General features: G+C 50.9%; 17 protein-coding genes. 5 read left to right on the forward strand and 12 right to left on the reverse strand.

Going from position 1 to position 20,539, the window contains the following annotated elements; translation table 11 throughout:
- Positions 1 to 25 precede the first annotated feature (25 nt).
- The 3 genes from BTA35_RS09300 to fabB all read left to right on the forward strand — a co-directional run bounded on the left by BTA35_RS09300 (position 26) and on the right by fabB (position 3,550).
- Entirely contained in the window at positions 26 to 1,495 is a 1,470-nt protein-coding gene (locus BTA35_RS09300; protein ID WP_078319537.1) for a cryptochrome/photolyase family protein, read from the forward strand.
- A gap of 306 nt (positions 1,496 to 1,801) precedes the next feature.
- Entirely contained in the window at positions 1,802 to 2,317 is a 516-nt protein-coding gene (gene fabA / locus BTA35_RS09305; protein WP_078319538.1) for a 3-hydroxyacyl-[acyl-carrier-protein] dehydratase FabA, read from the forward strand.
- 15 nt (positions 2,318 to 2,332) lie between these two features.
- Positions 2,333 to 3,550 (forward strand): beta-ketoacyl-ACP synthase I, encoded by a 1,218-nt coding sequence (gene fabB / locus BTA35_RS09310; protein WP_078319539.1) that lies wholly within the window; start codon positions 2,333 to 2,335, stop codon positions 3,548 to 3,550.
- Between the two features lie 374 nt (positions 3,551 to 3,924).
- Here the strand turns inward: fabB and BTA35_RS09315 are convergent, their stop codons facing one another.
- The 12 genes from BTA35_RS09315 to BTA35_RS09370 all read right to left on the reverse strand — a co-directional run bounded on the left by BTA35_RS09315 (position 3,925) and on the right by BTA35_RS09370 (position 17,303).
- Positions 3,925 to 4,800: an AEC family transporter gene (locus BTA35_RS09315; RefSeq protein ID WP_078319540.1), complete on the reverse strand. Its 876-nt coding sequence runs from the start codon at positions 4,798 to 4,800 to the stop codon at positions 3,925 to 3,927.
- A gap of 160 nt (positions 4,801 to 4,960) precedes the next feature.
- Entirely contained in the window at positions 4,961 to 5,452 is a 492-nt protein-coding gene (locus BTA35_RS09320) for a universal stress protein (RefSeq protein WP_160054972.1), read from the reverse strand.
- Between the two features lie 40 nt (positions 5,453 to 5,492).
- On the reverse strand, positions 5,493 to 6,824 hold the full coding sequence (locus BTA35_RS09325; RefSeq protein ID WP_078319542.1) for a methyl-accepting chemotaxis protein: 1,332 nt from the start codon (positions 6,822 to 6,824) through the stop codon (positions 5,493 to 5,495).
- Between the two features lie 6 nt (positions 6,825 to 6,830).
- Positions 6,831 to 7,382: a hypothetical protein gene (locus BTA35_RS09330; protein ID WP_078319543.1), complete on the reverse strand. Its 552-nt coding sequence runs from the start codon at positions 7,380 to 7,382 to the stop codon at positions 6,831 to 6,833.
- 147 nt (positions 7,383 to 7,529) lie between these two features.
- On the reverse strand, positions 7,530 to 10,448 hold the full coding sequence (locus BTA35_RS09335; protein WP_078319544.1) for an FAD-binding and (Fe-S)-binding domain-containing protein: 2,919 nt from the start codon (positions 10,446 to 10,448) through the stop codon (positions 7,530 to 7,532).
- Between the two features lie 81 nt (positions 10,449 to 10,529).
- Positions 10,530 to 11,186, reverse strand: a complete 657-nt coding sequence (locus tag BTA35_RS09340; protein WP_078319545.1) for a LutC/YkgG family protein — start codon at positions 11,184 to 11,186, stop codon at positions 10,530 to 10,532.
- Positions 11,186 to 12,685: a LutB/LldF family L-lactate oxidation iron-sulfur protein gene (locus tag BTA35_RS09345; RefSeq protein WP_078319546.1), complete on the reverse strand. Its 1,500-nt coding sequence runs from the start codon at positions 12,683 to 12,685 to the stop codon at positions 11,186 to 11,188. Before BTA35_RS09345 ends, BTA35_RS09340 begins: the two co-directional genes overlap by 1 nt.
- Positions 12,675 to 13,451, reverse strand: coding sequence for a (Fe-S)-binding protein (locus tag BTA35_RS09350; protein WP_078319547.1), 777 nt, complete (start codon positions 13,449 to 13,451; stop codon positions 12,675 to 12,677). Before BTA35_RS09350 ends, BTA35_RS09345 begins: the two co-directional genes overlap by 11 nt.
- Positions 13,452 to 13,688: 237 nt before the next feature.
- Positions 13,689 to 15,074 (reverse strand): TRAP transporter large permease, encoded by a 1,386-nt coding sequence (locus BTA35_RS09355; RefSeq protein WP_078319548.1) that lies wholly within the window; start codon positions 15,072 to 15,074, stop codon positions 13,689 to 13,691.
- Positions 15,075 to 15,086: 12 nt separating this feature from the next.
- Positions 15,087 to 15,617, reverse strand: a complete 531-nt coding sequence (locus tag BTA35_RS09360; RefSeq protein ID WP_078319549.1) for a TRAP transporter small permease subunit — start codon at positions 15,615 to 15,617, stop codon at positions 15,087 to 15,089.
- 222 nt (positions 15,618 to 15,839) lie between these two features.
- Complete coding sequence (locus BTA35_RS09365; protein WP_202931226.1) at positions 15,840 to 16,913, reverse strand: TRAP transporter substrate-binding protein; 1,074 nt, start codon at positions 16,911 to 16,913, stop codon at positions 15,840 to 15,842.
- An 84-nt stretch (positions 16,914 to 16,997) separates the two neighbouring features.
- The gene (locus tag BTA35_RS09370; RefSeq protein WP_139363645.1) at positions 16,998 to 17,303 is read right to left on the reverse strand and encodes a hypothetical protein; all 306 of its coding nucleotides are present in this window, start codon (positions 17,301 to 17,303) and stop codon (positions 16,998 to 17,000) included.
- Positions 17,304 to 17,517: 214 nt separating this feature from the next.
- On the opposite strand from BTA35_RS09370, the gene BTA35_RS09375 reads away from it, so the two are divergent.
- Together BTA35_RS09375 and BTA35_RS09380 are read left to right on the forward strand one after the other, a co-directional pair.
- Complete coding sequence (locus BTA35_RS09375) at positions 17,518 to 18,237, forward strand: FCD domain-containing protein (RefSeq protein ID WP_078319777.1); 720 nt, start codon at positions 17,518 to 17,520, stop codon at positions 18,235 to 18,237.
- 2 nt (positions 18,238 to 18,239) lie between these two features.
- Complete coding sequence (locus BTA35_RS09380; protein WP_078319551.1) at positions 18,240 to 20,534, forward strand: ATP-binding protein; 2,295 nt, start codon at positions 18,240 to 18,242, stop codon at positions 20,532 to 20,534.
- Positions 20,535 to 20,539 lie beyond the last annotated feature (5 nt).

The raw sequence follows: 20,539 nt of genomic DNA on the forward strand, positions 1-20,539 counted from the left end.
AATCAGAGACAAAAAAGGAAGCGATATGGCACAACTGGTGTGGTTCCGATCCGATCTGAGAGTTCATGATAATCCCGCGCTCTTTACCGCCTGTCAGCAGGCTCAGCAGGAGGGAACAGACGTTATCGCCTGTTTTCTGCGCCCCCTTGAGCAATGGCAGTCCCATAACTGGGGACAAAACCGGATACGTTATACCGAACGCTGCCTGCTGGACCTCAAAGAGGAGCTTGAGGCGCTGCATATCCCTCTGATCTGTCAGGATGTGGCAACCTTTGCCGGACAAATTCCGGCACTGCTCCAACTGTGCCAGCGGCTGAACTGCCATCAGATTTTCGCCAACGAAGAACCGGAACTGAATGAGCGTCAACGGGACCAGCAACTGATTGCTCAGGCGGAACCCGCAGGTATCCATTGCCAGCTGTTTCATGACCAGAGCCTTCTGCCACTGGGCAGCGTGCTGAAAAATGATGGCACCCCCTATCGGGTCTACACGCCGTTCCGTAAACAGGCGCAACAGATGATCGCCCAGCAACCGGTGCAAACCTTCCCAGCTCCTGCGCCTGTGATATCTGACCCACAACAGAGTCTGCAGCTAAAAATCGATTCACTATCATTGGATCAGCCGGACCTGGTGATTTTTCAGCCCCAAAACTATTCAGACGATCCGATTCAACAGCGCTGGCCGGCCACCGAAAAAGAGGCTTTTCATCAGCTGGAGCTGTTCTGCGGGCAGCCGATCAATCGCTATAAAACTCAGCGTGATTTTCCGGCCGATGCCAAAGGCACCAGTCTGCTGTCACCCATGCTGGCAGCGGGTAAGCTCTCTGTTAAAAGTTGCTGGCAGGCTGCAGAGCAGATACGCCTGAGTGACCCCGCTGCTGCAGAATCGGCCAGCACCTGGCAGGGAGAGCTTCTCTGGCGGGATTTTTATCGTCATCTGCTGGTTTTGTATCCGGAACTGAGCCGCAATCAGCCTTTTAAAAAAGAAACGTCCAATATCCAATGGCGCAACGCTCCTGACGATCTGCAACGCTGGCAGGAAGGCAAAACCGGCTTTCCACTGGTGGATGCCGCGATGCGCCAGCTGAAAGAAACCGGCTGGATGCACAACCGGCTGAGGATGCTGACTGCCGTTTTCCTGAGTAAGTACCTGCTGATTGATTGGCATGAGGGAGAGCGCTGGTTTATGCAGCATCTGGTGGATGCGGATCTGGCGTCAAATAACGGCGGCTGGCAGTGGGCCGCATCCACCGGCACCGATGCCGTGCCATACTTTCGGCTGTTAAGCCCCTACCGTCAGGCGGAACGCTTTGATGCGCAAGGAGAGTTTATCGCCCGCTTTGTGCCGGAGCTGGCAAAGTTACCCGCAAAACAGCGCATCCAACCGAAAGGTTATGTGCAGGGCTATCCGAATCCGGTGGCCGATCTTAAAGAGGGTAAGGAAAGAATGATGGCGGCGTTTAAAGCGGTGAAGTCGGAATCTTCGGCTTCATAGGCAAAGTGCCGCCATGAAAGGCCGATATTGCCTATACTCATGACAAGGGTGGACGTTCATTTTCCCGTGACATCCGATTACTTCAGCCTCTCAGCAGGAATAGCACGCTGCTGTAATGGAGAGTAAAACAAGCCGCTAACCCTCTGGACTATCGCTCTTTAGCGCTTTTTTCTATACTCCAATCATGCTGTCACTCGGGCAAACACTATTTATTGACGGGGTAAACGTGCAATATACCCCCACACGTTTTAGACTATGCGCGACTATTTCTGACAGAAATCGAATAATAACCACTGGATTTTTTCTGTGACCAAGCAAAATTCTTATAGCCGTGAAGAGTTGCTGCAATGCAGCCAAGGGGAGCTATTTGGTCCGGGCAATGCTCAGCTGCCTGCACCTAATATGCTTATGTTGGACCGTATCGTCAGTATTACTGAAGATGGCGGCGAACACGGTAAAGGCGAGATTATCGCCGAACTGGATATCACACCTGATCTTTGGTTCTTCGACTGCCATTTCCCGGGTGACCCGGTAATGCCTGGTTGTCTTGGACTTGATGCTATGTGGCAGCTGGTAGGCTTCCACCTGGGCTGGTTGGGCAACCCTGGCAAAGGTCGAGCCCTTGGCAGTGGTGAAGTTAAATTCACAGGCCAGATTCTGCCAACGGCTAAGCTGGTGACCTACAAGATCACGATTAAGCGCGTTATCTCCCGCAAACTTTGCCTGGGTATCGCTGATGGCTCGGTATCAGTTGATGGTCGTGAGATTTACACCGCAAAAGATCTGCGTGTGGGTCTGTTTACTTCAACAGATAACTTCTAAGACAGAGGGCTAACCATGAGACGTGTAGTTGTAACCGGAATGGGCATTGTATCCTGCCTGGGTAATGACGTTGCCTCCGTGCTTGAGTCCCTACGTCAGGGTCGCTCTGGTATTAAATTCAACGAAGAGTATCGCGATCGCGGTTTCCGCAGCCATGTTTCCGGCTCTGTGGATATCAATCTCGACGAGATGATCGACCGTAAGCTGAAACGCTTTATGGGTGATGCTGCGGGCTACGCATACCTCTCCATGCAGCAGGCTATCGCCGACTCAGGCCTGAGTGAAGACCAGGTCTCCAACGTACGTACCGGCCTGATCGCAGGCTCCGGTGGTGCATCATCTGCAGATCAGGTAGAAGCTGCAGATATTCTGCGTGAAAAAGGCTTACGCCGCGTTGGTCCTTACCGTGTTACACGCACCATGGGCAGTACTGTATCTGCTTGTCTGGCAACGCCATTCAAGATCAAGGGTGTTAACTACTCTATTTCCTCAGCATGTGCGACCAGTGCCCACTGTATAGGGGCCGGTGTAGAGCAGATTCAGCTGGGGAAACAGGACGTTATTTTCGCCGGTGGCGGTGAAGAGGAACACTGGACGCTCAGCTGTTTATTTGATGCCATGGGCGCGCTGTCCACTAAATATAACGAGACACCTGAAAAGGCTTCCCGTGCTTACGATGCGAACCGTGATGGTTTTGTTATCGCTGGCGGCGGCGGTATGCTGGTTCTGGAAGAGCTGGAACATGCTAAAGCCCGTGGTGCCAAGATCTACGCAGAGGTGGTTGGCTATGGCGCAACCTCTGACGGCTACGATATGGTGGCTCCTTCTGGTGAAGGTGCGCAACGCTGCATGGAACTGGCGATGTCTACCGTTGAAGGGGATGTTGACTACATTAACACTCACGGCACATCAACGCCTGTGGGTGACGTAGCCGAGCTGAAAGCGGTTAAAGCCGTCTTTGGAGACAACAGCCCTGCGATGAGCTCCACCAAATCACTGACCGGCCACTCTCTGGGTGCCACCGGTGTTCAGGAAGCGATCTACAGCCTGCTGATGATGAAAAATGATTTCATCACTGCATCGGCTAACGTAGAAGAGCTGGATGAACAGGCACAGGGCCTGGATATCGTGACAGAACTGCGTGAAGGCGTAACTCTGAACCGAGTCATGTCCAACAGCTTCGGTTTTGGCGGCACCAACGCCACCCTGATTATGCAGCGCTTTGAAGGTTAATCAGTATCACTGACTCGCTTTAAACTGCATTAAAAAACCCGCGCGACTCTTAGTGAATACTAAACGTCGGAGCGGGTTTTTTTGTGGTTCCAGAGCTGATTGAGCATATCAAAAGAGTTGGCAAGGTTTCCTATGAGACGGCGTCGTAATAGCTTTTCTGACTAACGCTCCGTTTTCCTTCAAACACCAACCAACAGCGCCAAAGGCAAAATGGCGGATGACGCCCCTTAACCCCCTGAGCAAAAATCAACCACTGCGTACAGGGCTTATACCGCCCTACGCCGTGGCTATAACGTCGCAGCCACAAGGGGCTGTAGGGTGCCATAAGCGGCCTGAGGCACGAAGGCAGCGTCATGCACCGCTGAGAGCTCCGGCTACAACACCCAGGCCAGTGTCAGCGGAAGGACTAATACGCTGGTAAAGTTGCCCAGCAGCACAATGGATGCCACTCTTGTGGGCTCCTGATTAAACTGCTCTGCGATCATATAGTTGAGTACTGCAGGAGGTAGTACACTGAAAACAACCAGAATGGCCAGCTGTTGAGGGTCAAAAGTCCAGATAAAAGTTGCCAGCCACGCCATAAGAAGCCCGGACAACGGACAAAGAACGGCACCGGTCAACCCCATCTTCCAGTCAGAAAGATCCACGGATAACAGGCGTACACCCAGGGTAAACAGCATCAGCGGAATGGAAATCTGTCCCAACATATCCATCGGGATCGCTACTGCCTCCGGTAATGACCAACCTGCAAAGCTAAAAATAAAGCCGAGAATTGTCGCCTGTACCACGGGCATTTTCAGCATGGCGCTGAATTTTGTTCTGTGGTCCAGAATATACAGCCCAATACTGAAGTGCAGCAGCATTTCGACAATAAAGACCATCACGGCAGCAGGAAGTGCCGCTTCGCCAAAGGCGAGAACGATCAGCGGAATCCCCATATTGCCGGTATTATTGAACATCATCGGCGGAATGAAAGTTTTTAGATTCCAACCCAATAACTTCACTAATGGTAAAAGCACCACACCAGAGCCTAATACCACCAACGCTGAGGCCAGGGCCAGATCCTGATAAGCCACCATATCGAAAGATTTGTCCGCCAGTACCGAGAAAACCAACGCCGGAACAAAGACGTCCATATTCATACGGTTAGCGGTTGATATATCGGTTGGCTTCCAGCGACCGTAGAAAGCACCAATCGCCACCACCAGAAATAGCGGGAAAACGGTCAGTAATAACTTTTCAACCAGCACACAACTCTCCTCGGCTTAAGTTCAAACAGGAAACAAATGGGCTGAACAGCCCGAAAATATAAAAGAAAGCCGGGTAAACCACCCATTAGGCAGTGTATCCGGCCAGCTTTATAGCGCTAACGCATCTTTTGGGCGAGTTAGCGGGGCAAGTAACAAAGACTTACTGGTCGTTGGGTACCATAAGGACTGGTATTTTGGTGTGCATTCCAATCTGCTGTGCGGTATCTCCCAGCAGCTTCTGCCCGAACAATCCGTGATGACTGTGGGAGCCAATCACAATCAGATCCGCCTGCTCAGTTTTAGCCACACGCAGTACCAGTTCCGCAGGATTGGCCTCATCAACCAGGATCTGCACATCCAGCTCACCGGCATCCGGAAGACCATCCAGCTCTTCATCCCGAAACTTAGCCACACGGGCCTGCATAGTATCCCGAATCCGGGTCATCCCTTGGTCATGAATCTCTTCAAGCGCTTCTTTTGGCAGATAGTGCTCAATAATCGCATGACCAAATTCACTCACCGGCTCCAAGGCGTGTACCATGATGATACGAGCTTTGTATTGACGCGCCAGGTTAACGGCATGGCGAAACACAGGTCGTGTGTTTTTGCCCAACGTTGTGGCGTATACGATGGTGTTAATCTCCGGAAGCATAGGCATCTTTCCTTTTATAGTTCAGACCGTTCAGACCGGTCTAAAGTATTCTGAAGCGAGCACTCAGTGCTTCCAGCTGCGCAGCACGCTCGTGCACGGCACGACTGGCTGACACAATTTGCCCGGTTGCTTCATGGTTTTGCCCAATCTCATGGGCAATATGATCCATATCACGAGCCATCTGACTGGTGGTTTGGGCCACTTCACGCACTGCATTCATGATTTCCTGAGTCTGGTCAGCTGCATCACGGGTTTGCTGTTCAATCGCCCGTACCGCTTCCACGGCCTGGTCACCCAGTTGACGCCCCTGCTCAACCCGACTACGGCTCTGCTGCATTGCGTTAATCACAGACTGAGTATCATTCTGAATCGCTTCCACCTTCTCAGTAATATCCGTGGTCGCTTTAACCGTTTGCTCTGCCAGTGTTCGAACCTCATCGGCCACCACAGCAAAACCACGGCCCGCCTCACCAGCACGTGCTGCTTCAATCGCTGCATTCAATGCCAACAGGTTGGTTTGCTCGGCAACACCAACAATCAGGTCAATCACCACATCAATCTCTTTTGAGCGGGCTCCCAGGGTTTCAACAGAGCTGCTGGCCTGGTCAACAACCTCAGCAACATCAGCCAGGGCCTGAATCGCCTGACCGATCACCTGAGCACCTTGATGGGCTGTTTCAAATGCAGCATTAGCTGAATCACTGACATGCTGAGTGGTATCCGCAACCTGATCTGTTGTAGCACTGATCTCTTCCGTGGCGGCAACCAGAGAGCTACTGCGGGATGAAATAGAGCTACTGCCATCAACAATCTGCTGCACAGAGGCATCCATACTGTCAGCGGTTTGCTTTAGCTCACTGTTACTCTGTACAAGATGACTGATCACATCATTTAAGCCACCACTCATGGTATTGGTCGCTACCGCAAGATGGCGGAATTCATCTTTTTCACTGCCTTTCTCTGCCATTTTATGAGTCAGATCGCCCTTGGCTATCTCACTGAGCACTTCCAGGGTTTGCTTCACGTTACGGCTTATAGATACCGCGACAGAAGCCACAATCGCGCCAATAACAATCGCCAGCAACCCACTGCCTAACATGATGGACCAACGAGCAGTCGCAGCAGCTTCAGTCGCATGCTGCTGAGCTTTTACCAGCAGATTCTGTTCAAGATAGAGCCGGCTTTGCTGCATCTGATCGGAGATCTGTTGGCGATGATCTGCCAGCCGGGAGTCCAGTGCCGCCAGCTCTGTTCTCATTGCCATTACTTTATGCAGGGTTTCTTCATACTTATCGACAAAAGGGAAAAAGAGATCATCGAAGGCCATCGCCCGAATATCGGTACGCAGCTGGTCCACAGAAGCCTGCACCACACCCCGCTACTCCTCTGTCGGGTAGATCAGGAAATCTTTCTCTTTAGCCCGAATTTCCCGTAACCGGGCAGCAAAAGAACCAAACACTTCGATTTCACTGAGCAGGGCAGCGGAATGCTCCTCCAGTTGTCCCAACGTACCGCTCTGGGCACTGAGACCATAACTCTTCCGGACCTGGAGCCATTGATCCAACGTTTTAAGGTAAGGCTCCAACTGAGTTGTTGTATCCGACAACAGAGATTTTGCTCTGTCATCATCCAGATTATCTGCCGCTGTATTGAGCTGATTGATAGCATTACTTTTCAGCCCGCCAAGAGCGCTATCGATAGCACTGATGGTTTCTTCGTTCGCGGTTTCCCGCAGTTTGGAAAATTGCAGTAACTGGACTTCAAGATTACTGACCTGTTGTGTCACATGACCGAGACGCATCACATGTTCAGATGCACCGGTCAGCAAACCCAGGCTGATAGTAGAATAGAGACCCATCGAGCTAATACCCAGAACAACACCCAGGACAACTGCGATAAGCTTTTGACGTAATGAGAGGTTAAAACTCATTGCCAGAGCTCCTTTTTATGCCTACACAGGCGATACTTTTTATTTTTAGGGATCAGAAGGCACCCAATGCGGCTTTACAGGCTACATCGGGAACCATACGATGATCTATCCTTAGACGCACATTTCAGAGTAACAGTCATTGAACCATCAAGCCGTTTTTGCAGTACTCAGGCGATCTACCAAATAGATAATAGACTGATACGGAATACCGCTATGCTCACTTAAACCGATCTCACAGGTTCTGCTGTTGGAATAACCTTCATCACAACCGGCTACCGCATCCGGCAGATCCTTCAAGGCTGAAGCATTCAGCTCCGGCTGAGAAAAACCTTTGTCACCAGCAAAGCCACAACAGGTGATATCCGGTGGCGTAATAACCTCATCGGCACAAGCTTTAGCCAGTGCGAGAAATTTATCAGCCAGTCCCATTTTGGTGGTGCTGCAGGTAATATGCAGCGCAATACGATCTTTCTTAGCAACAATCGTCAGGCGGGGCAGGACAAAGTCATAAATAAATTCGACCTGTTCGTACAAGCGCAGACGGCTATCCAGTTTTTCTCGCATTTGCATCAGGCAGGGACTGGTGTCACAAAACACCGGATATCGCCCATTGTCGGTTGCGGCCAGCAGAGCCTTATTCAGCTGATCGGCTTTCATATCTGCAGCAGCAAACTGACCTTTACTCTGAAATGGCATACCGCAGCACTGATCACCCAGGCGACCAGGGAAGATTACCTCAAAGCCTGCTTTATTCAGTAGGCTTATGGTAACTTCCGGTGTGGATCTGTCTTCACCCTGATGACGCGCAGCCCCCATAATGCGGGTCGCACAACTGGGCAGATAAACGACCCGGTTATCATCCGTAAGACCTTGCCTTCCCTCTGTTAAGGAAGTCTCAGTCACGTCCCCCTGCAGACGTTTTTCCGGTTGACTCATCGGCATACGCTTTAAGATGTCATCGATCTTAGGCGAAGCCTTAGGCATGGACGGTGTCCACTGCTGCACACGATTTCCGGACACTTTACGTGCCATAGATGTGATCGCCGACATATTCTTACTGCCGACCAAGGTATGCATTCCGTCAGTAACCTTTAGCATGGTACGGGAGGTGTTGGCAACCGTTTCAAAGTGATCCGCAACCCATTTCGCAGCTCCCGAGTAACCTTTGTTGCGCTCATGGCGAAGGCTACGGGTGAGATCTCCGGTGTTAATACTAACCGGACAATTCATCTCACAAAGCCCACAAGCCGCGCAGGTATCAATGCCCTGGTAGTCGTACTCACTAACCAACGCTTTCAGACGATCGGCTTCCTGCTGACTCCCTTGCCCCTGGTCAGCGGTATCTTCAAGGCGATTAATTTCTCTCCAGATCACGATGCGCTGACGGGGTGTCAGACTGAGATTTCGGGACGGGCAGGAGGACTCACAGAAGCCGCACTCGATACACTTATCGATCAGGGAGTCCGCCGGAGGCAGAGGTTTGAGGTTTTCAAGATGCAGATTCGGATTGCGGGTCAGAATCACATCAGGATTCAGCAGATGATCCGGGTCAAACAGTGCCTTGAGCTGCCACATCAGATCATAAGCATCTCTACCCCATTCAAGCTCTACATAGGGCGCCATATTGCGGCCGGTGCCATGTTCCGCTTTTAGTGACCCCTTATACTTCACCGCCACCAGATTCGCCACATCATCCATCAGTTGCTGATAGCGAGTGATCTCTTCCGGGTCATCAAACCCCTGGGTAAAGACGAAGTGCAGATTACCTTCCAGCGCGTGACCAAACAGCAGCGCTTCATCGTAGCCGTATTTGCGGAACACCTGCTGCAGCTCCAGCACACCTTCCGCCAGCTGCTCAATGGGAAAAGCAACATCTTCGATAATCACCGTAGTACCGGTCATCCGTACAGCGCCCACTGCAGGAAAAAGTCCCTTACGGATCTTCCAGTAGAGGTCATAAGTGGCGCTGTCTTCGGTAAACCCGATAGGCGCAACGGTTTCAATATCGCCAATCGCAGCCGTCACTTGCGCCAGTTTCTGCTCCAGCTCCTCACGCTCACTGGCTCGGACATCCACCAGAAGGGCTGCGGCATTATCTCCCAGCGTTTTCAGAATCTCCGGCATACCGGGCTTATCTTCCACAGCCCGAAGGCCAGCACGGTCAATCAACTCAACCGCAGCCACCGGCGTTGGCTTCATCGCGGTTACCGCACGACAGGTGGACTCCATATCCGGAAAGAAGATCATCGCAGCGGCTTTCAGAGGATGTTCGATCACCGTGCGGTAGGTCACTTCGCTGATAAAGCCCAAAGTACCTTCAGAGCCGATCATCAGGTGCTTCAGAATATCAAAGGGATCACTGTAATCCACCAGCGAATTCAGACTATAGCCCGTGGTGTTCTTCAGTCGGTATTTATGGCGGATCAGGTCAGCCAGTTGCTGATTATCACGGGTTTTTTCCCCCAATGTTTTCAATTCAGCCAACAGGCCGGCATGACTTTGCTCAAAAGCTTTACGGCTAGCCTCATCGGCGGTATCCAATAACGTACCATCCGCCAGAATGACCCGCATATGTTCAACTGTATTATAGCTGTTCTGGGCGGTGCCACAGCACATGCCGCTGGCGTTATTAGCAGCAATACCACCGATCATAGCCGCATTAATAGACGCCGGATCAGGGCCGATTTTTCTCTGATAGGGTGCTAATAACTGGTTCGCTTTTCCACCGATAACACCGGGCTGCAGGGAAACCGAGTCACCCTGGTCATGAATATGATAACCGCGCCAGTTACTGCTCAGCTGAACCAGCACCGAGTCGGTCACCGCCTGACCGGACAGGCTGGTTCCGGCGGCACGAAAGGTCACCGGCAACTGACGGGCGGCCGTCGCTTTCAGTACTGAAATCACCTCCTGCTCACTATCAACCCGCACCACTAACTGGGGGACCAGCCGGTAAAAACTGGCATCGGTACCATAAGCCAGTGTGCGCAATTCGTCATGGATCAGACGCTCCTGACTGATAAACCCGCTCAGTTCGTTATACAGCTCTTGATAGGCTTGCTTCATTGTGATTTCACCCTACATCAATAATCATGACCGCTGATGGCATGTTTCAACGTTGTTCTAATTCCGGTCTTTCAGGCTCGGTTACTGGCGCACCAGTACGACCAGTTCTTTCGGGCCATGTACGCCATAGGCCAAGGTTTGTTCAATATCGGCGGTCTTGGATGGGCCGGAGATCAGCAGCGCATTGGTTGGCATCCCTACAGATACCCAATCTTCTGACATGATCACCTCATGGAAGGTGTTTTTCAGCTGGCTGGCATCGACCACAGCGAAATGGATCGGTGGCACCAGTGTCATCAGGCGGGGCTGGTCATTGTCTGGCCAAAGCACCAAAGTGCCGGTCTCGGCAATAGCACTACGCACATCGGTAATCGCAGCATCAACACCGGAGAACAGCTCCGCTTTCCAGCCTTCAATGGGCTGGTCATAGGCCAGCAGCTCCACATCACCATCCGCAAGAGCTTCCCGGGTATCAACGCCCACCTGAGCTTTCAGAGGAGTAAGCAGGTTTTTTACCTGCTTCTCAGCTAACAGCTCTTTCAGTTTTTCCAGCCAGTTGTCTTTACTAACCCGATGCACTTCCCCATGCACCGATTCGATCTTTTGCTGAAAGAGGTCCAGCTTTTCACTGTCACTCCACTGCTTCTCCGTTACTACGGAAAAGTCACTGACAGGAGCAGTCAAAGCGCCATCACGGCGATGACGCAGACGATTTAAAATAGCATCACGGGCGCTCATCACAGATCTCCAGCGTTTTCTCGTTGATTGTTGTCCGAAGCCTGTACCTGCTGACGGGTCTTCATCTGCTGATGCAGTGTCGTTTTCGCCAGCTTGGGCATGGTGCGACAGCTCATCCAGGCGCCCATACCTTTACTTAACAGCGCATCCGGCAACAAACCCCACAGAACCGTGGCAAGGCCTGTTCCAGAACGGTACAGCCCCCCATGCTTATGCATTTTCGCCCAGCCTTTCCAGATCAGTGGCTCCATTCCTTTACGCTTAGCGCCACGCCCTTTTACAACGGAATTGTCGTGACGGTGATCCCCCGCCACAGATTCTTCACGCAGCCGCACCAGCAACTTAGGTATCGGAATTTTCACCGGACAGACTTCACCACAGGCCCCGCAGAGAGAAGACGCGCTGGGCAGATCTTTGGCATCATCCAGCCCGGCCAGATGGGGCATCAGGATTTTGCCGATCGGCCCCGGATAGGTATAGCCATAAGCATGCCCACCAATGCGGGTATAAACAGGGCAATGATTCATGCAGGCACCGCAGCGGATACAGCGCAAAGTATCTAACAGCTCATCATCCTGATAGATATTGGAGCGGCCACCATCCACCAGTACCAGATGCACCTCCTCCGGCCCATCCAGCTCACCCTCTTTGCGCGGGCTTGAGATCATATTAAAGTAGGTGGTGATATGCTGACCGGTAGCCGAACGGGTCAAAAGTGACAGCAGAGGCGCCACATCCTCCAGGTTCTCCACCACTTTCTCGATACCAGTCACGGCAATATGTACCGGCGGAACCGTCGTGGTCAGACGGCCGTTACCTTCGTTTTCCACCAGACACAGGGTGCCGGTTTCCGCCACCGCAAAGTTAACACCGGAAACACCCACATCAGCTTTTTCAAAGCGCTCCCGTAACTGCTGCCGGGCTTCTGCTGTCAGGTACTCCACATCACGGGATTTTTGGGTGCCGGTTTTCTCATGCAGCAGATCGGAGATCTGCTCCGTGTTCTTGTGAATCGCTGGCATAATAATATGCGACGGCGTCTCTTCCGCCAGCTGAACGATATATTCGCCCAGATCAGATTCCAGCGCTTCGATACCATGCTCTTCAAGGTAGTGGTTCAGCTCCATCTCTTCGCTGACCATAGACTTACCTTTGATAACGCTTTTAGCATTTTTTCCGTTGCAGATATCGAGAATAATTTTGCAGGCTTCATCGCCGTTTTCCGCCCAGTGCACCTTCACACCCTGGGCGATCAGGTTAGCTTCCAGCTTTTCCAGCAGCTCCGGCAATTTGGATAACGCACGCAGGCGGATTGCGGCGGCTAACTCACGGGTTCGTTCCAGCTCCTCATCCGATGGAAACGCCTGCTGGCGTTTCTCCATCAGACCATCCATCGCTTTACGGAAGTTGGCCCGGATCTGCGGATTGGTAATGGCGTCATGCACTCTGGGATGAAACTCCCCGACACCATTTTGCTGAGGTGAGGCATTATGACCCATGGCAGCGTCTCCAAAGAAAACTGGCGATATGTTCACCTTTAAAATGGCTATCCTGGCCTTGGTTTTCCATCTGCTCTGCAGCGCCGGTAATATTCATCATACAACCACAGTCACTGGTGATCAGGGTATCGGCACCGGTGGCAGCAATCGCTGCAACTTTATCGGTCACCATCGCTTCGGATATTTCAGGATGCCGAACCGAAAACGCGCCGCCAAACCCGCAACACTCCTTTATCCGTTCCTGCTCAACCACTTCAACATGGGCCATTTTCCCCAGCAGCGACGGACCGACATCGCCCAAACCCATCTCACGACGGGCGCTGCAGGAGGTATGCATGGCAACCCTGACCGGCTCGCCTTTATCTTCAATCTGCATATGACAGACATGCAGTAAAAATTCCGTCAGCTCATAAATACGACCCGAAATTTCCCGCGCCAGCGCCTCTTCAGGATAGCCCGCAAACAGTTCAGGATAATGTTCCCGCATCATGCCGGCACAGGAGCCGGACGGCAGTACGATCAGATAGTCCTCAGGAAACAACGCCAACTGAGCCGCTGCGACTTCACGGGCCTGGTCGTGATAACCCGAAGTATAAGCGGGCTGACCACAACAGGTCTGATCCTGAGGAAAAATAACCTCGATGCCTTCACGCTCTAACAACTGGATACCGGCCATGCCAGCATCAGGATAGAAAAGATCCACCAGACAAGTGCCAAAGAAGTAAACCTTCTTAGGTTTTGGGGGATAAAGCTTAATACTGCTCATCGCTAAATCACTCGTATTATTAAGCCCTGCCGGAGCAGTGCTATTTATGTCGTAGCATCCTGGTAAGTCAGGCCGTTTAGCATTCGGGATGCCGGCACTGTGTCCTTGAGGTTATATTTCTGTCAGGTTTATCCCACTGACCAGGGCGGTAAGCACTAAACATACTGTAGATAAAGAGATGTTTAATGCCTCAGGCAGCCTGCCCCAGGCGGGAACAGGCTTTAATCACTCTACTGCTTAACCGTATGCCATAGCTGGGAGCCAGAGCACCAGCTCAGGCCAGGCAACAATAATTGCCAGTGCCAGCAGCTGAATCATGATGAAAGGTACAACGCCTTTGTAGATATCAGACAGTTTTACATCCGGAGGGCAAACACCTTTCAGGTAGAAGATAGAGAAGCCCACCGGCGGCGTCAGGAAAGATGTCTGCAAGGCCATCGCCACTAACATCACAAACCAAACCAGCTCAGGATTATCCACAACGCCGTAACCATCAATATCCAGGCCCAGGGCAGAGATCACAGGAGCAAGCAAAGGTAACGCAATCAGGGTGATTTCGATCCAGTCCAAAAAGAACCCCAGCAGGAAGATGATCGCCAATACACAGGCAATAATGCCGTAAGTGCCAAATGGCAGACTCGTCAGCCAATGCTCAATCAACTCATCACCACCCAGCTCACGCAGTACCAGAGCAAAACAGGTCGCGCCAAGAAATACGGCAAAAATGTAAGCTGTGGTGTTATACGATCCCTGCGCAACTTCTTTAAAAACTTTCAGGCTCAGTTTTTTGTTATGCCAGGCCAACAAAGTTGCCCCCAGCGCACCAACACCGGACGCTTCCGTCGCGGTCGCAATACCGGCAAAGATAGAACCCAGTACCGCAACAATCAGGGCAACCGGTGGCAGAATACTTTTGAACACCGCAAGGATCATCTTCATCTCAACCGGCTTGGCATCTGCCGGTAGCGGTGCAGCAGAGGGTTTAAATACACCGACCGCCAGAATAAAGACCACGTACATAAAGCCCAGCATCAGCCCCGGAATCACTGCTCCCATGAACAGATCGCCCACAGACAGCGCCAGCTGATCCGCCATAATCACCAGCATGATAGAGGGTGGAATAAGAATACCCAGCGTACCGGCAGACGCGATGGTGCCTAGCGCCAACGGTTTGGAGTATTTCTGCTCCAGCATCGCGGGTAGTGACATCAGCCCCAGCAGTACAACAGACGCGCCGACAATACCGGTGGAAGCCGCCAGAATAATACCAATCAAAGTCACCGTGATCGCTAAGCCACCACGGACACGGCCAAACAACTGCTGAATCGAATTCATCAGTTTTTCCGCCACACCGGAGCGATCCAGCATGATACCCATAAAGATAAACATAGGCAGGGCCACCATGACCCAGTTATCCATGATCTTATATATTCGGTTCACCACCAGGCTCAGGGTGAGCATATCCAGCCCGGTAAAGGTGTCCAGATAGATATCCGACAGGTAACCGATAAAGGCAAACGCTACGCCAACGCCGCCCAGAACAAATGCCACCGGAAAACCGGTGAACAGCAACGCGATGAAGCTAAGGAACATCGCGATGACAAGAATCTCATTTACTTCCATCTGACGAACCCCTTATTCACCTTTTATCAGACCAACCACATCACGCATCAGACGTGACAGACCAGCCAGAAACAACAAACCAAAACTCAGCGGAATAACCGATTTAATCAACCAGCGATAGGGTAATCCCGTCGGAGATGCTGAGCTTTCATTGATTCGCCAGGAGTCATAAACAAACGGCAGACTGGAGTCGAACACAACATAGATAAAGGGAAACATCAGAAACAGAATGCCAAAAATTTCCCATAAGTGTTGCGCTCGACGACTTAGCCGCGCGTGGAAAAGATCAACTCGAATATGAGAATTAGTCACTTGAGCATACGAGATACCAAACATCACACCAACGGCATAGAGGTGCCACTGCAGCTCCTCCAGTACAACAAGACCATGATTAAAGCCATAGCGCAGAACAACCTGCACAATAATGACCGCCATAAGCACGACATAAGCCCAAGCGAAAACTTTACCTGCTGACAGGACTATTTTGTCCAGAAAATCAGCCAGAGGCACATTTACCTTGGGAGAGGACGTTGTGTGAGACACAGCCACGCTCCTGAAAACATCTTTGGGGGATTGATGGCACTAATAATAAGGCCGGATTTGATTAACCTCTTGCCGGTAAAACCGACAGGCAAGGTGCTTTTATTCAATCACAGGACAGATTACTAAGCACTTCCCCTTATTGGGTTAAGGCACCAGAGGTGAACCTCTGATGCCTCAGCGCTTCAGGCATCAACACAATGGTGCTGAGCCTGACTCATCAGGTTACTTCTGGCGCGGCAGGTAACCGTTACTACCCCATAGTTTGTAGTCTTCACGGAAACCATTCAGGTCATCCCACACCTTTTTGAAAAAAGCATCATCTGCTGCTTCTTCCTTAGCAACATCAACCCATGCTGTCCGGAAAGCCTCCAGCATAGTGTCGTTCCATTTCATGATTTTCACGTTGTTCTTCTCGACGTTCTCTTTCATCACGGCAAATTGCTTCGCCTCACCTTCTGCAAAGGAGTCAGCCATAGATGCCTTACACACCTGATTCATAACAGCCTGCTGGGACTCTGACATCTGATTCCAGGTGTCCTTATTCAGCAGCAGCTCAAATATCGTCGACTGCTGATGCCAGCCTGGGAAGTAGTTATATTTAGCAATTTTGTGGAAGCCTACACGGGTATCAACAGCGGGCATGGAAAACTCTGTGGCATCAATTGCGCCTTTTTCCAGCGCCGGAAAAATTTCTGAACCGGGCAGCAATGACGTAGAAACACCCAGTTTTTCCATCACTTTGGCACCCAGGCCAAAGAAGCGCATACGCAGACCCTGTAGGTCTTCCGGCTTTTCAATCGGCTTCGCAAACCAACCAGATGTTTCCGGTGGATTAATCGCACAAGGCAGGACTTTCACGTTATAGCCCGCCTGGTCATACATCTCCTGATACAGTTTCAAACCGTTACCGTAGTACATCCAAGCCATATACTCACCAGCATCAGGGCCGAAAGGAACTGCTGAAAAGATTGGAGAAGCAGGGATCTTACCCGCCCAGTAACCAGCCGTTGTATAGCCTGCATTAATTTTACCGCGGGAAACCGCATCCAGAATTTCAAATGGAGCCACCAGCTTGCCCGGCTCATAGACTTTCATACGAATACTGTTATTGGAAACCAACTTCACTTGCTCAGCCACTTTAGGAATAGGTGAGCCAAGACCCGGCAGACTGGTAGCAAATGCCACCGGCACCTTCAGAAGAATTTTTTTATCAGCAGCCTGAGCGTCCAGCGCAATACCTGCCAGAGCAACAGAGACGGAAGCAGCTGTCAGGGTGGTTTTCATTATTTTTTTCATGATCGATTCCCGAGCGTTTGGATTTGTTTATTGTTATTCAGTCACCGGAATACTCTGCCCTGCCTATAACAGCAATCTAAGCTATTACAGCCAAGCACATGTTTCCGATAAATCCTCAACAGAATCAAATTGGTCAAACCAATTTACAAGACTCTGACAGCAAAGATAGAGACCTTCTCTGCCTCTTGTCAAATATCTTTGCACCACAATACAACCCATACCATCTGTTTTGCCCTGCAATGGTGCTAAAAGAAAGAAAAAAACAAAAATATTCACCAGCACAGCTTCCAAATAGGCCTTATTAATACTTAATAACGACGACATACAGAAATATTCTCTTTTTTGACAATCCTGATCAGTAATGGGCTCTGTAGCCAGTACAAACACCACATTTGACAGTTCTTGAGATTATAACTAGCATTGGTATTACCAATTTCAATAAACTGTTTCAGAGCATAAAAGCAAGGCCGCTAAACACCAGCTTGGATCACCCAGCAGCCTTTTATATTCATCCGCTGACTGCATAGCAGTCCATTTAGGTTTACCAATCGTGGAAAGCAGCAACTACCGCCGGGTTAAACAACCCAAGATTTCTGACATCATCATGCAGCAACTGGAAAGCATGATTCTTGAAGGAACATTTAAACCGGGACAGAAGTTGCCACCGGAGCGGGAGCTTGCAACCCAGTTTGAAGTCTCACGCCCCTCCCTGCGTGAAGCCATTCAGAAACTGGTTGCCCGGGGCCTGCTATTCAGCCGTCATGGCGGTGGCACCTATGTCTCCGAACAGCTGGGCACCTCCTTCACCGACCCTCTGCATGATCTGCTTAGTTCACACAACGAGTTTCTTTATGATCAGCTGGAGTTTCGCGATGCCCTTGAGGGCATATCAGCCTACTACGCAGCCATGCGCAGCACCGACGCTGATAAAGAGATGCTGACCAAGCGTTTCAATAACCTCATGCAGGTTTACGAAAAAAACGACCCGGTTCTCGAAGCAAAAGTCGATGCCGAGTTTCATATGGCAATTGCTGAAGCAGCCCACAATGTCGTATTGCTACACACTCTGCGGGGCCTGTTTAACATGCTGGAAAAAAGTATTGTCGCCAACCTGAAAAACCTGTTTGAAAGAAAAGAATCCCGCCCGGTTCTCCTCGATCAGCATAAAGCGATGTACGATGCCATCATGGAAGGTAATCCGGAAAAAGCACGGGCTATGGCCCACGAACATCTGGTCTTTGTCGAGGACAGCCTGCTGGAAATGAGCCGCCAGGAAACCCGTGTTGAACGCTCTCTTCGTCGGGCACAAACCCAGCCGGTGTGACAATGGCGCCTACAGTTCTGACAGACTCTAACGACGGTCATAGCTTGCTCAGCAGTCTGGGCATGTTGTTGCTGTTTGTTTTTATTATCTGGCAGGTTGCAGCCTGGACAGAACACTATGAATTGAGCCAGCTGGAGTCTCAGGCCAGTAATGAGCTGACCCTGAATATCGCCAGCCTCAGGGGCAAGCTTGATAAATATGAATTTCTGCCAGAAATTCTGGTGAATAAACAGAACCTTGCGGGGGTCCTAAGGGAGCCCAAGCCTGACAGTATTCAGCAGCTCAACGCCATTCTGAAAAACTTCAAGCAGATCACAGATGTCTCCGATATCTACCTGTTAGATGAAAAAGGCACCACCATCGCCGCCAGCAACTGGCAAAACCCCAAAAGCTTTATTGGCCAGAATTTCAGCTACCGCCCCTACTACCAGCAAGCAATCCGAGGACAATCCGGGCGCTTCTACGGCCTTGGCACAACATCAGGCGAGCGAGGGTATTACTTTTCTTACCCGGTATTCAGCGGGCCATCTCCGATCGGTGTTCTTGTGGTCAAAATTGTGGTTAAAAACCTCGAAATACCCTGGAAAGACCCGAGAACAGAATTTATTGTGACAGATCCGGACGGCATCATCTTTATCACCAGCCGCCGGGAGTGGCTACTGCACAGCATACACAACCTCAGTAATCATGACCTGGAGCGGATTCACACATCAAAACGCTACGGGGAACGGGATATAAAACCGCTGGCTTACCGGGTCGCACAGACTTTTGGTGAAGGTATGCTGGTTAAAATCGCATCAGACAAGGATACTGATAACATACAGGTCAATACATACCTGCAGTTTAGTCGGGCTATGCCGAATGCCGGGTGGCATCTGCACATTCTGAAAAACACCCAAAATGTCCGCACTGAAATTCTGAAAAACAGCCTGCTTGCTGCAGGTATTTATATGGTGCTGGTATTACTAACGCTGTATAGCCTGCAGCGCCAGCGCATCCAACGTGAAAGAGTACGTCACGACCGGGAAACCAAAAAAGCACTTGAGGCAAACGAAGCCCGTATCCGCGCCATTCTGGATAATACCAAAGCGGGCATTATTACCATGGATCGTGCTGGCAGGGTTGATTACATCAATCCAACCGCCGAAGTCCTTTTTGGCTACCAGCTCCATGAGTTACACGGCCATAATTTTAGCGATCTGATCCATCACCATCACAAACAGCACTGTCAGCAGGCTCTTGTGGAAGCTAACAGCCATCCTATTGAAGTACAGGGTTTACGCAAAGATCGTCAGACGGTCCCCGTAGAGATCATCATCAGCATGATGGGGCGCAGCCAGGGATCAGACTATATGATCACCCTGCACGATATCACTGAGAGAAAGCAGCATGAGGAGGCTCTTCAGGCCGCTTACGATGAGATGGAAAGCCGGGTTGTTGAGCGAACCCTGGACCTGACTGAAACTAACGACAGACTCAAGCAAGAGATTGAGCAGCACCGCCACACCGCAGAAACCCTGCAAAAAACGCAGGATGAGTTAATTCAGGCGGCGAAACTAGCGGTCCTTGGTCAGATGAGTGCCAGTATCAATCATGAGCTCAATCAGCCATTGGCCGCCATTCGGACCTATGCAGAAAACAGTGTAACCTTTATCCAACGCGACCAGCCCGATATGGCTCAGGGTAACCTTGAGCAAATTGTAGAACTGACAGATCGTATGGCAACCATCAGCGCCCAGCTGAAACTCTTTGCCCGAAAGAGTGAAGGCCAGCTGGCTATTGTCTCAGTGCAGGCAACCATTCAATATGCACTGCGGCTGTTCAGGCCTCAACTGGAAAAAGAGCAGATTACACTCAATATTACCCTTCCTGATCAGGATCTTTTTGTCCGGGCCGATGCTGTTCGCCTTGAGCAGGTGATCGTTAACCTCATCAGTAATGCACTGCTTGCCGTATCCGGACGCCAGGAGAAGTTAATCATCGTCAGCCTGAAGCAGGTTCAGCGAGATAGTAACCGTCAGGTTATTATTGATGTCGCTGACAGCGGTGCGGGTATTACATCTAAAAATCTGCGTCAGATTTTCAACCCCTTTTTTAGTACGCGGGAAGGTGGCAAAGGCCTGGGACTCGGCCTATCCATTTCCTACCGGATCATCAGCGATTTTGGTGGTAGTATTACCGCATTTAATCGTCCGGAAGGTGGAGCGACTCTGAGAATTACTCTGCCCATTGCTGAAGCCGCCGAGGTCAACAGCAGGCCGTCGGTCGGTCTCCCGGAAAAAACTTCCTATCGATAGCAGCG

This window comes from Oceanospirillum linum (assembly GCF_001995095.2).
In the GTDB taxonomy this organism is placed as follows: domain Bacteria; phylum Pseudomonadota; class Gammaproteobacteria; order Pseudomonadales; family Halomonadaceae; genus Oceanospirillum; species Oceanospirillum linum.